At 69.8% G+C, this 12,478-nt stretch carries 8 protein-coding genes; 6 read left to right on the forward strand and 2 right to left on the reverse strand.

All coding sequences use genetic code 11. The features are described 5' to 3' along the window. Positions 1-19 precede the first annotated feature (19 nt). The 4 genes from QZ772_RS06785 to QZ772_RS06800 all read left to right on the forward strand — a co-directional run bounded on the left by QZ772_RS06785 (position 20) and on the right by QZ772_RS06800 (position 6,499). Complete coding sequence (locus QZ772_RS06785) at positions 20-1,051, forward strand: ABC transporter substrate-binding protein (protein WP_295524213.1); 1,032 nt, start codon at positions 20-22, stop codon at positions 1,049-1,051. Further along, entirely contained in the window at positions 1,052-3,268 is a 2,217-nt protein-coding gene (locus QZ772_RS06790) for an iron ABC transporter permease (protein WP_295524214.1), read from the forward strand. It begins immediately after the preceding gene. Continuing rightward, positions 3,265-4,311: an ABC transporter ATP-binding protein gene (locus tag QZ772_RS06795; protein WP_295524216.1), complete on the forward strand. Its 1,047-nt coding sequence runs from the start codon at positions 3,265-3,267 to the stop codon at positions 4,309-4,311. Before QZ772_RS06790 ends, QZ772_RS06795 begins: the two co-directional genes overlap by 4 nt. Positions 4,312-4,534: 223 nt before the next feature. After that, entirely contained in the window at positions 4,535-6,499 is a 1,965-nt protein-coding gene (locus QZ772_RS06800) for a 5'-nucleotidase C-terminal domain-containing protein (protein ID WP_295524217.1), read from the forward strand. A gap of 10 nt (positions 6,500-6,509) precedes the next feature. On the opposite strand, the gene zwf is transcribed toward QZ772_RS06800, so the two are convergent. Beyond that, the gene (zwf, locus tag QZ772_RS06805; RefSeq protein ID WP_295524218.1) at positions 6,510-7,976 is read right to left on the reverse strand and encodes a glucose-6-phosphate dehydrogenase; all 1,467 of its coding nucleotides are present in this window, start codon (positions 7,974-7,976) and stop codon (positions 6,510-6,512) included. A 74-nt stretch (positions 7,977-8,050) separates the two neighbouring features. After that, positions 8,051-9,268 (reverse strand): cytochrome c peroxidase, encoded by a 1,218-nt coding sequence (locus QZ772_RS06810; RefSeq protein ID WP_295524260.1) that lies wholly within the window; start codon positions 9,266-9,268, stop codon positions 8,051-8,053. Between the two features lie 284 nt (positions 9,269-9,552). Here QZ772_RS06810 and acpA point away from each other — a divergent pair, with 284 nt between their 5' ends. Together acpA and QZ772_RS06820 are read left to right on the forward strand one after the other, a co-directional pair. Next, a complete protein-coding gene (gene acpA / locus QZ772_RS06815; RefSeq protein WP_295524220.1) occupies positions 9,553-11,778 on the forward strand; it encodes an acid phosphatase in 2,226 nt (741 codons plus the stop codon). A gap of 58 nt (positions 11,779-11,836) precedes the next feature. Beyond that, positions 11,837-12,472 (forward strand): HAD family phosphatase, encoded by a 636-nt coding sequence (locus tag QZ772_RS06820; RefSeq protein WP_295524221.1) that lies wholly within the window; start codon positions 11,837-11,839, stop codon positions 12,470-12,472. Positions 12,473-12,478 lie beyond the last annotated feature (6 nt).

A 12,478-nucleotide genomic window follows, 5' to 3' on the forward strand; every position in this document is an offset into this window, starting at 1 on the left:
CTCTCTTTCCGGAATCAAGATGCCCCGACAACAACAGACCTTCCGCCGCGCCTTGTTGGCCGCCGCCCTCGCCACTGCCGCCTCGGCCGCGAGCGCCCAGCAGGTCAATGTCATCTGCTCGGTGCAGGCCGACTGGTGCAACATGATCGCCACCGTCTATGCGCGCACCACCGGCGTCAAGATCAACCTGGCCCTCAAGGGCTCGGGCGAGGCCCTGGCCCAGCTGATCGCCGAGCGCGACAACCCCAAGACCGACGTCTGGTTCGGCGGTACGGGCGATCCGCACCTGCAGGCCGCCGAGCAGAACCTCACGCTGGAGTACAAGTCGCCGACGCTCACGCAGCTGTACCCGTGGGCGCAGCAGCAGGCCCAGCAGTCGGGCTACCGCACGGTGGGCATCTACTCCGGCCCGCTGGGCTTTGGCTACAACACCGAGCTGCTGGCCAAGAAGAAGCTGCCGGTGCCGCGCAGCTGGGTCGACCTGCTCAAGCCCGAATACAAGGGCGACGTCCAGGTGGCCAACCCCGCGTCGAGCGGCACGGCCTACACCATGATCGCCACGCTGGTGCAGCTGATGGGCGAGGACAAGGCCTTCGATTACCTCAAGGGCCTGCACAAGAATGTCTCGGCCTACACCCGCTCCGGCACGGCGCCGATCAAGGCGGTGGCGCGCGGCGAGACCGCGGTGTCGATCAGCTTCGTGCACGACGCGCCGCAGGAGAAGATGCAGGGCTTTCCGGTCGAGACGGTGACGCCCTCCGAAGGCACCGGCGCCGAGATCGGATCCATGAGCATCGTCAAGGGCGCCCGCAATCTGGACCAGGCCAAGAAGTTCTACGAATGGGCGCTGACGCCCCAGGCGCAGGCCTTCGGTGCGGCGTCCAAGCAGTACCAGCTGCCCTCGAACAAGGCCACGGTGGTCGATCCGAACGTGCCTGACTTCAAGAAGATCAAGCTGATCAACTACGACTACAAGACCTACGGCGCCAGCGCCGAGCGGCGACGCCTGATCGCCCGCTGGGAAAAAGAAGTCAACTCGCTGCCCCGCTGAGTGCGCGCGCCCCGTTCGAACGCGGCGGCCTGGTCGTGCATCGCGATCGGGCTCGTCGCCTATGGGCTGCTGCCCTGGTATGCGATCCAGGACACCAGCTGGTGGCAGGCGCTGCCCGGCATCTGGCGTGAAGGCGACGCAGCCAATGGGCTGATCCAGGCTGCGAAGCAGGGGCGGCCCTGGCTCTTCGCGGGGCTGGCCGGGCTGGTGCTATGCATGGTGGGCGCGAGCCTCGCACCCGGCCGCGCCCAGGGCCGCTGGTGGCTGGCGGGCGGTGGCCTCGGCGCGCTGGCGCTGGCCGTGTCGGGCCTGGCCATCGGCGCACGCGGCTGGAGCTTTGCCGCACTCAACACGCTGTTCGGCGAGCTGCAGGTCAACCAGTTCGGTATCGGCATCGGCGGCTTCGTCGTCTTCGCGATGCTTGTCGTGCTGGCCGCCTTCGGCCTTGCGCGCCTGGGCTTCTTCCGCGGCGACCTGTTCGTCTCCGCGGCCGTGGTGGGCTGCGGGCTGGTGCTGCTCATGTTCATCGGCTGGCCCGTCGGCAAGGCACTGTCGGCGGCCTTCTTCGACGAGGACGGACACGCCTCGCTCGCCGCCTTCGGCGCGCGGGTGTTCACCGAGCGCATCTGGGGCCTGGGCTGCGTCGCTGGCGGCACGAGCTGCGGCGTGGCCTGGAACACGCTGCTGCTGGCCCTGCTGACGGCGGCCGGCACCACCTTCCTGGGCACGCTGATCGCACTGATGGCCGAGCGCGGCGCCCGCCGCTGGCAGGGGCCGCTGAAGGTGGTGGCGCTGCTCCCCATCATCACGCCGCCCTTCGTGGTGGGGCTGGGGCTGATCCTGCTGTTCGGCCGCGCGGGCGTGGTCAATCAGGCACTGGAAAGCTGGTTCGGCATTCCTGCCACGCGCTGGTTCTACGGCCTGCCGGGCATCCTCACGGCGCAGCTCTTCGCCTTCACGCCCATCGCTTTCATGATCATGCGCGGCGTGGTGCAGGGCATCGCGCCCAGCCTGGAAGAGGCGGCGCTGATGCTGCGCGCCGACCGCTGGCGCACCTTCCGCACGGTGACGCTGCCGCTGCTCAAGCCGGGGCTGGCCAATGCCTTCCTGGTGGGCTTCATCGAGAGCATCGCGGACTTCGGCAACCCGGTGGTGGTGGGCGGCCAGTATTCGGTGCTCTCCACCGACATCTTCTTCGCCATCGTGGGGGCGCAGTACGACCAGGGGCGCGCCGCTTCGCTGGCCTGGGTGCTCACCATCTTCGCGCTGGTGGTCTTCGCCCTGCAGCGGGGCCTGCTCGGTCGGCAGAACTTCACCACCGTCAGCGGCAAGGGCGATGCCGGCGTGCCCATGCCGCTGCCCACGGGTGTGCTGCGCACGGTGCAGTGCGTGGCCCTGCCGTGGATCGGCTTCACCGTGGTGGTCTACCTGTTTGCCTTTGCGGGCGGCTTCGTGCAGACCTGGGGACGCGACTACACGCTGACGCTGCAGCACTTCCGCACCGCCTTTTCGCTGGAGTGGGGCCAGTTCGGGCTGGTGTGGGCCGGCACGGCCTGGAATTCGCTGTGGACCACGCTCAAGCTGGCGGGCCTGTCGGCGCCGCTGACCGCGGCGCTGGGCCTGCTCATCGCCTGGCTGCTGGCGCGCAACGAGTTCAAGGGCCAGGGTGCCTTCGAGTTCGCCGCGTTGCTGGCCTTCGCGATTCCCGGCACGGTGCTGGGCGTGAGCTACATCCTGGCCTTCAACGTGCCGCCGCTGGAGCTCACGGGCACGGGCCTGGTCATCGTGCTGTGCTTCATGTTCCGCAACCTGCCGGTGGGCGTGCGGGCGGGCACGGCCGCCTTCAAGCAGCTCGACCGTTCGCTGGACGAGGCCTCGCTGATGCTGCGCGCCTCGACCGCGCAGACGCTGCTGCACGTGGTGCTGCCGCTGCTCAAGCCGGCGCTGGTGGCGGCGCTGGTCTACAGCTTCGTGCGGGCCATGACCACGGTGAGCGCGGTGATCTTCCTGGTCACGGCCGAGAACGAACTGGCCACGACCTACATCATTGGCCGCGTGGGCAACGGCGACTACGGCGTGGCGCTGGCGTACTGCACGGTGCTGATCGTGCTGATGTCGCTGGCCATCGCGCTGATCCAGTTCGTGGTGGGCGAGCGCAGGCTGGGTCGGCGCAAAGTGCCCGGCCATCAAGGACACCACAAGATGGAGGCCGTATGAACGGCATCGAGTTCCGCAACGTCACCAAGCGCTACGGCAGCGACCGCAACGCCCCACTGGCCGTCAAGGGCATCAGCTTCGAGGTGCCCCAGGGCACGCTGACCACCATCCTCGGCCCGTCGGGCTGCGGCAAGACCACGACGCTGCGCATGATCGCGGGCCTGGAGTCGCCCACCTCGGGGCAGATCTTCATGGGCGGCCGGGACGTCACCACGCTCGGCCCGGCCGAGCGCAACGTGTCGATGATGTTCCAGAGCTACGCGCTCTTCCCGCACATGAACGTCATCGAGAACGTGGCCTACGGACTGCGCATGAGCGGCATCGCCAAGGCTGAGGCCGCGGCGCGTGCCCGCGAGGCGCTGCGCGGCGTGGGCCTGGTGGGCTTCGACGAGCGCCTGCCCAGCGAGCTGTCCGGCGGCCAGCAGCAGCGCGTGGCCCTGGCGCGCGCGCTGGTGCTGGAGCCGGCGGTGCTGCTCTTCGACGAGCCCCTGTCCAACCTCGACGCCCGCCTGCGACGCGAGATGCGCGAGGAGATCCGCGCCATCCAGCAGCGCCTGCAGCTCACGGTGGCCTATGTGACGCACGACCAGGGCGAGGCGCTGGCCGTGAGCGACCAGATCATCGTGATGGACCATGGCGTGATCGCCCAGCGCGGCACCCCGCAGGCCCTCTACAACCAGCCCGAGAGCGAGTTCGTGGCCGGCTTCATGGGCGAGGCCATGGTGTTCCCGGCCGAGGTCGAGGCCGATGGCCGGGTGCGCCTGGGACCGATCGCCTGGTCCGCGTCCCAGCCGCTGCCCGCCGGCCCGGTCAAGCTGGCCGTGCGGCCCGAAGCCTGGCAGATCGGTGCGGCCGACGGCCTGCCGGCGGTGTGCGCCAAGGCGTCGTACCTGGGCCATGGCTACGAATACAGCTTCGACACCCCCCTGGGGCCGGTCTTCGTGCTGGGCGGCCATGCGGGACAGCCGATCGCGCAGGGCGAGCGGACGCAACTGACGCTCGGGCGCCAGGGCGTGTCGGTCGTCCGCACCGCAGCGGCCTGAGCGCCCGGCCGGGCGCTACGGAGTACGTGTTTGTCGCGGGTGGGGCCGATGTGCCTCCTGCGTCGCCTTCCTGCATGCGGCGCTCGGCCGCGACAATCGCCACCCGTCCGGCACCGCATCCACCGTGCGGCGCCAATCCCCTGTCGGTGTTCTCCGCTTCATCGCTTCGTCATCCGTGCGCCCCAGCATGCACGGCTGCAACAACGAAGGACGGGGAACTTCCATGGATCGAACTGTGATCGGCACACTCGCGGCCGCCATCTGTCTGAGCCTTGCCGGCTGTGGCGGCGGCACTTCCACCCTGCAGATCGGCAGCGCGACGCCGGCGCCTGCCGCCTCGGCACCAGTGCCCGCACCCACACCGGCCGCGGCCCCAGCGCGGGCACCGCTCGAACTCACGCTTCTGCACATCAACGACCACCATTCCAACCTGGCCGCCCGAACGCGCACCCTGCAACTGCAGGCGGGCGAGGCCACGCGCAGCACGGTGAGCGTCGAGGCTGCGGGCTTTCCGCGCGTGACGGCCGCCATCAACCAACTGGCGGCCGGCAAGGCGAACGTGCTCAAGCTGCACGCGGGCGATGCGCTCACCGGCACGCTGTTCTTCAACCGTGCCGGCGCCGACGGCGAGGCCGATGCGGCGCTGATGAACACCGTCTGCTTCGACGCCTTCACGCTGGGCAACCACGAGTTCGACAAGGGCGACACGGGCCTGAGGAACTTCCTGGACCTGCTGCGCCAGGGCAGCTGCAAGACGCCTGCGCTGAGCGCCAACGTCAACTTCGGCGCCGGCTCCGCCCTCAACCCTTCGCGTGCACCGGGCGCCGTGCAGCGCTCCACCGTGGTCGAGCGCGGTGGCCAGAAGATCGGCCTCGTCGGCCTGACCATCGCCGGCAAGACCAAGGCCTCCTCCAGCCCCGACGCCGACACCACCTTCGAGGACGAGACCACGGCTGCCCAGCGCGAGATCGACCGCCTGCGCGCCCAGGGCATCGACAAGATCGTGCTGATGAGCCACATCGGCTACGAGTACGACCTGCAGGTGGCCAAGGCCCTGTCGGGCGTGGACGTGGTGGTGGGCGGCGATTCGCACACGCTGCTCGGGCCGGACGCGCTGAACACGCTGGGCGTGGGCTCACCCGCCGGCGCCTACCCCACGCAGATCACCAACAAGGACGGCAAGCGCGTCTGCGTGGTGCAGGCCTGGGAATACGCGCAGGTGGTGGGCGAGCTCAAGGTCAGCTTCGACGCCAACGGCGACGTCACGGCCTGCAGCGGCACGCCGCATGTGCTGGTGAGCGACAACTACACGCTCGCCGGCAAGGCGCCCACCGATGCGCAGCGGAGCGCCATCCAGGCCGACGTCGCGGCCACCAACGGGCTGCTCTACACCGTGGCGCCCGATGCCAGCGCCAGCGCCGTGCTCAAGCCCTTCGCTGACCGCATCGAGGTCTTCAACAAGACCGACGTGGCCGTGGCGGTCGACGAGCTGTGCTCGCGCCGCGTGCCGGGCGGCGCCGGCACGGTCGACTATTCGCGTTCCAGCAGCAGTTGCAACACGCTCGGCAGCGTGTCGCTGCGTGGCGGCGACATCCAGCAGCTGGTGGCTCAGGCCTACCTGGAGGTGGCGCAGAAGAAGTACGGCGGCGCGGACATCTCGCTGCAGAGCGGCGGCGGCGTGCGCATTCCGCTCGTGCCCGGGAAGGTGACGGCGGCGCAGGTGATCCAGGTGCTGCCCTTCGGCAACATGCTGTTCCGTCTGGACATCACCGGCGCCGAGGTCAAGGCCATGCTGGAGGACGGCCTCGACGCGGTCTACGGCACGGGCGGCACGACCGGCCCCTATCCCTACACCGGCGGCCTGCGCTTCGATGTGGATGCGCGCCTGGCCAAGGGCGCCCGCACCAGCAACATCGAGGTGCGCGATGCGAGGACCGGCGTCTGGGCGGCGCTGGATGCCAGCAAGACTTACAAGCTCTTCGTGCTGAGCTTCAATGCCACCGGCGGCGACGGCTACAAGACGCTGGCCGCCGTGCCCGCGGCGCGGCGCCTGGACATCGGCGTGCTCGATGCCGACGTGTTCATGGACTACATCCAGTCGCAGGCCAGGGACAGCACCACCGGCCTGCCAGCGCTGAAGAAGCTGCCGGTGGAGCTCTACAGCACCAAGAGCTACCAGGCGCCCTGAGCGACTGCGCCTACTGCTCTTCGCTCCAGGCCAGCCCGTCGCGCGCGATCATGGCGCTGCTCGCGCTCGGCCCCCAGGTGCCGGCGGCGTAGGGGCGAGGTCCGCCGTCGTTCTGCCAGGCCTCGATCAGCGGCTCGACCCAGCGCCAGGCCTCTTCCTGCTCGTCGCTGCGCACGAAGAGGTTGAGCCGGCCGTCGATCACGTCCAGCAGCAGCCGCTCGTAGGCACCGACGCGCTCGGTGCCGAAGCGCTGGCCGAAGTCCAGGTCCAGCTGCACGGTCGCCAGCGGCTGGGTGCCGTCGCCGCTGCGCTTGCGGCTGTTCTGGGCCTGCGCCAGCAGGTGCAGCTCCAGCCCGTCCTTGGGTTGCAGGTTGATCACCAGCTTGTTCGCCGAAGCCCCCGCGGGCGCGCGGAAGATGGCATGCGGCGTCGGCTTGAAGTTGACCTCGATGCGCGCATCGCGCGAGGCCAGTCGCTTGCCCGTGCGGATGTAGAAGGGCACGCCGGCCCAGCGCCAGTTGGCGATCTCGGCGCGCAGGGCGACGAAGGTCTCGGTGCGGCTGGCCGGGTCGATGCCGGGCTCCTGCAGGTAGCCCTGCACCCGCTCGCCGTAGGCGGTGCCTGCGGTGTACTGTCCGCGAACGGCGTGCAGGCCGATGGACTCGGACGTCCAGGGCTTCAGCGATCGCAGTACCTTGAGCTTCTCGTCGCGCAGGGCATCGGCATGGGCATTGATCGGTGGCTCCATGGCCACCGCGCACAGCAGCTGCAGCGCATGGTTCTGCACCATGTCGCGCAAGGCGCCGGTCTGGTCGTAGAAGGCGCCGCGCTTTTCCACGCCCAGGTCTTCGGCGATGGTGATCTCGATGCTGGCGATGTACTCGCGACGCCACAGCGGCTCGAACAGCGCATTGCCGAAGCGCATGGCGAACAGGTTCTGCACCGAGGGCTTGCCCAGGTAGTGGTCGATGCGGAAGACCTGTTCTTCCTTCAGCACGTGGCCCACTGCCGCATTGATGGCGCGGTTGGAGGCCAGGTCGTGGCCCAGCGGCTTTTCGAGCACCACGCGGGTCTTCGGGCCGCCCAGGCCTGCGGCCGCGATGCGCTCCACCGTCTGCGTGAACAGTGACGGCGCGGTGGCGAGGTACATCACCACCGTGTCGGCATCGCGCTGCTGCAGGGTCTGCGCCAGGCGCTCGTAGTCCGCCGGCTTGGAGAGGTCCATGCGCAGGTAGTGCAGCAGGTCGGCGAACTTCTCGAACTCCTCGGCGCTCGGCCGCTTGGCGCCTTCGACGGCCTTGAAGCGGGACTGGATCAGTTCACGGTACTGCGCGTCCGACAGGTCGTCGCGCGCCACGCCGATGATGCGGCCGCCGGCCGGCAGGCTGCCGTGGCGGAAGGCCTGGAAGAGGGCGGGCATCAGCTTGCGCCAGGCCAGATCGCCGGTGCCGCCGAAAAGAACGAGGTCGAAGCTCATGGGGCAGAAGGTGCGCGCCGCGCGCGCCAGGGTTGGGACTCGGGGTCCCGACTGTAAGCGCAGCCGCCGGGGGCTCAGCGGGCCGCGGCGGCGGGTGGCTTCCAGCCGTCGTCCAGCGTGTGCAGGAAGGCCACGAGGTCGCGGATGTCGCCATCGCTCAGCACCGGCCGGTTGCCGGGCCGCGGGCCGAAGGGCGCCTCGGTGTTGACGTTGCCGCGGAAGGTCTCGGGCAGGTCGTCGAACTTCTGTACCCGGCCCTGGGCGTCCCTGGGGTACACGCGGGCGGGCCGCGTGTCGCGCAGGGCGTAGAAGCGCAGCGCGTCCTCCAGGGTGTGGAACACGCCGTTGTGGAAGAACACCTGGCGCATGGCGACGTTGCGCAGTGACGGCGTGCGGAAGCGTCCGCAGTAGTCCGCATGGTCCTTCAGGTCGGTGCGCAGCGGACCGCACAGGCCGAGGTCGAAGAAGGCCGGGTCGGCATTGGCGGGCAGGGCGGCGTTGCGCGGCACGCCCAGCGCGATGTGGCCGAAGTCGGTGAAGAGCGGGAAGGCGCCGTCCTCGGTGATGCGGCTGATGTGGCAGGAGGCGCAGTTGCCCTTGTTCGGGTCCTCGAAGGTGGCCAGGCCGCGGGCCTCCTGCACACTCAGTCGGGTCTGGCCGCGAAGCACCGCGTCGTACTTGCTGTCGTAGGGCGCGAATTCCTTGGGTTCTTCCTGGAACACCTCCAGCGCCAGGCCGGCGAGGCGGAAGGCCTGCCTGTCGTCGTCCAGCGCGGCCGGACCGAAGGCGGCGCGGAACCGGTCCGCATAGGGCGCGCGGCGCAGGCGGGCCGCCACGTCGGCTTCGCTGGCATTGGCCATCTCGAAGGGCGACAGCAGGGGCGCGGCGGCCTGGGCATGCGCGGAGTCGGCGCGGCCGTCCCAGGTGCGGCCGCCGGTGGGGCCGGCGTCCTCGCTGTCGTTGCCGTCGTTGTCGTGGTGGTGCTCGGAGAAGCTGCCGGCCGTCTGCAGGTAGCGCAGCGAGGGCACGGCGCGCAGGCCGCTGTCGTGACCGGCGGGCCCGCCAAGCTGCACCGACAGGCCGTTGGGCGGACCGTAGGCATGGTCGGGGCTGTGGCAGCTGGCGCAGGCCATCTTGCCGGAGGCCGACAGGCCGGGGTCGAAGAACATCGCGCGGCCCAGTGCGCTCATCTCGGCGGCCGTCGGCTGGCGGCTGGGCAGGGGGGCATACATGGCGTTGGCACCGGCCGGCGCGCTGGCGGCCGGTGCCGGCGTGGACGCGGAAGCGGTCAGCCGCGCCGGGGCTTCGGAGCGCCCGCAACCGGCCAGGGCCAGGCCCAGGCACAGAAGGGGCACCAGCCTGTGCGGCCGAAGGAAGGTCGGAAGGATCGGGCGGGACACGGCGGCGCGGGGTGGAGCGAAAGGTGCAGCACTCTGGCCCTGCTGCATGACGCTTTCGTGAACGGATGGGCTGGTCAGTTGGGCCTCAGCTTTCCGCCATGCATGTGTCATGCGTGTGGCAGACCATTCGGGCCGACCGGAATTCCTCCGCTTTTTCTCCCACATCGTCAGCGCCCATGTTCTCCCCCACGCTTTCTCTTTCCGCGGCCAAGCACGGCTACCGCCTCCTGCCCGTGGCGGCACTCGCCATCGTGCTCGCCGCCTGCGGTGGCGGCGGCCGCGTGGCCTTCCTGCCGGCCTCCAGCAACAGCAGCGGCACCGGCGGCGGTAGCAGCGGCAGCAACGGCACGGCCAGCATCAGCGGCATCGTGGCCGGCAGCTACTACCGCAACGCCAAGGTCTGCCTGGACAGCAACAACAACGGCCGCTGCGACAGCGGGGAGCCCAGCACCCGCACCGACGCCAACGGTGCCTTCACGCTGAGCGGGGCCGCCAGCGGCGCCCTGGTGGCCGAGATCGGCACCGACGCCGTGCGCTTCGACCCGGCCACGGGCACGGCCACGCCGGTGGCCGCGCCGCTGGTGTTCCGTGCGCCGGCCGACGCCAACGGCGTGCTGAGCGCCGTCTCCACCGAGGTGGTCGCGCTGATGGACCGCGGCCAGGGCTATGCCGCGGCCAGCGCCATGCTGGCGGGCCGCCTGGGCGTCTCGACCGACCAGTTGCGTGCCGACCCCAACAAGATCGCCGACACCAGTGCCCGTGGCGCGCTGCAGCTGGAAGGCGACCAGATGACCCAGCGCATCGCCGACGCCGTGCAGGCCGCCGGCGGCGGCGACCGCGTGGCCGCGCTCTCGTCGCGCCTGGCGGTGGACCTGGACCTGGCGAACAAGATCCAGAACGTGGTGGTGATCTATGCCGAAAACCGCGGCTTCGACAACCTCTACGGCCTGTTCCCTGGCGCCAACGGCGTGCCGGGCGTCAACCCCAGCTCCACCGGCGCCGAGCCGCAGAAGGACCGCGACGGCTCGGTGCTGCCGGCCCTGCCGCCGACCTGGGGCGGCCTCACGGCCGGCGGCCAGGCGGTCTCGGTGACGCAGGCCCAGACCATCGGCTGGGCCAACAAGCCCTTCCAGATCGATGCCGCCACCTTGCAGAACACCGGCGTCGCCGTCAGCCAGTCGGTCATCACGCGCGACCTGGTGCACCGCTTCTTCAACGACCAGATGCAGATCAACGGTGGCAAGAACGACCTGTTCGCCGCCTACTCGGATGCCGGCGGCCTGACCATGGGCTACTACGACGGCAGCGCCATGGCCATGTGGAAGCTCGCGCAGCAGAACGTGCTGGCCGACAACTTCTTCATGGGCGCCTTCGGCGGCTCCTTCCTGACCCACCAGTACCTGGTGTGCGCCTGCGCGCCCGAGTACCCGAACGCCGACACCGCTGCCGCCAAGCCCAGCATCTCGGCCATCGACACCGACGCGAGCGGCAATTTCGTGCGCCTGACGCCCGCCGACAACATGCCGGCCAGCGCCCTCAACGGTCCGCCGGCCTACAAGTCTGACGGCAACATCACGCCCAAGGACGCCAACGGCAAGTTCTACGCCGTCAACACCATGCAGCCGCCCTTCCAGCCCAGCGGCAACGCCCCGGCCAGCGGCGACACCACCGGCCAGTACGCCGATCCGTCCAAGGCCACCACGCTGCCGGCGCAGACGGCCACCACCATCGCCGACCTGCTGGACGCCAAGGGCGTGAGCTGGGCGTGGTACTCGGGCGCCTGGTCCAGCGCTTCGCAGAACCGCAGCAACATCTACAACGGCAAGACGCCCAACTTCCAGGCGCACCACCAGCCCTTCAACTACTTCGCCAAATTCGACCCGGTCAACGCCGCGGCCTACCGCAACGCGCACCTGAAGGACTTCGACAGCCAGTTCCTGGCCGATGCCGCCGCCGGCAAGCTGCCCGCCGTCGCCTTCTACAAGCCGCAGGGCAACCTGAACCAGCACCCGGGCTATGCGGACGTGGCCTCGGGCGACGCGCACATCGCCGACGTGATCGCGCAACTCAAGAAGAGCCCGCAGTGGAAGAACATGGTCGTGGTGGTCACCTACGACGAGAACGGCGGCTTCTACGACCACGCGGCCGTGCCGAAGGGCGACCGTTGGGGTCCCGGCACGCGCATCCCGGCCATCGTCATTTCCGACTGGGCCCGGCACGGCGTCGTCGACAAGACGCAGTACGACACCGCCTCGGTGCTGCGCCTGGTGACCCGCCGCTTCGGCCTGCCCAGGCTCGATGGCCTCAAGCAGCGCGACCAGGCCCTGACCGCCAATGGCTTCCGGCCGATGGGCGACCTGACCGCGGCGCTGGACTTCTCGCAGCAGCAGCCCGGACAGTGATGGCGGGCCTTCCCCAGGCTCGCCGCAGCGCGGCGGGCGGGAGAGGGACAATCGCCCGATGAACGTGGTTTTCGATCTCGGCGGGGTGCTCATCGACTGGCGCCCCGCCGATCTCATGCGGGCACACTTCCCGCAGCAGGCGCCGGACGACACGGCTGCCCATGCGCTGATGAGGGCCTTCTTCCATCATGAGGACTGGCAGGGCTTCGACGGCGGCCTGCGCACGGCCGAAGAGGTCGCGGCCCGCACGGCGGAGCGGCTCCGGCTGCCGCAGGAGGCAGTGCGCGACTTCGTGCTGCCGCTCGGTGAACACCTGCAGCCGCTGTCCGTCACTGTCGACATGCTGAACCGCCTTGCCGGCCAGCGCGACGCGGGTGCGGCGCTGCGGCTCTACTACCTGTCGAACATGCCGGTGCCCTACGCACGGGCATTGGAGCGCCGGCTGCCTGCGCTGTTCGGCTGCTTCGACGGTGGCGTGTTCTCGGGCGACGTGAAGCGCATCAAGCCGCACACTGAGATCTACGAGCTGCTTGCCTGGCGCCACGGACTGGTGCCGGCGCAGACGCTCTTCATCGACGACACGGTACCCAACGTGGAAACGGCACGGGCATTGGGCTGGCAGGCGCTGCACTGCGCTTCGCCGGCGGCGCTGGCGGTGCAATTGCCGCAGATGGTCGCCAGGGCGCTCGGCTGAGCGCGT

Origin of the sequence: uncultured Pseudacidovorax sp. (assembly GCF_913773995.1) — a bacterium.
Taxonomy (GTDB): Bacteria; Pseudomonadota; Gammaproteobacteria; order Burkholderiales; family Burkholderiaceae_C; genus Xenophilus.

Excerpts from the sequence above, each read along its gene's own strand:
- QZ772_RS06785 (WP_295524213.1), top strand. The coding sequence starts at position 20 with ATGCCCCGACAACAACAGACCTTCCGCCGCGCCTTGTTGGCCGCCGCC.
- QZ772_RS06795 (WP_295524216.1), top strand. The coding sequence starts at position 3,265 with ATGAACGGCATCGAGTTCCGCAACGTCACCAAGCGCTACGGCAGCGAC.
- QZ772_RS06800 (WP_295524217.1), top strand. The coding sequence starts at position 4,535 with ATGGATCGAACTGTGATCGGCACACTCGCGGCCGCCATCTGTCTGAGC.
- zwf (WP_295524218.1), bottom strand. The coding sequence starts at position 7,976 with ATGAGCTTCGACCTCGTTCTTTTCGGCGGCACCGGCGATCTGGCCTGG.
- acpA (WP_295524220.1), top strand. The coding sequence starts at position 9,553 with ATGTTCTCCCCCACGCTTTCTCTTTCCGCGGCCAAGCACGGCTACCGC.
- QZ772_RS06820 (WP_295524221.1), top strand. The coding sequence starts at position 11,837 with ATGAACGTGGTTTTCGATCTCGGCGGGGTGCTCATCGACTGGCGCCCC.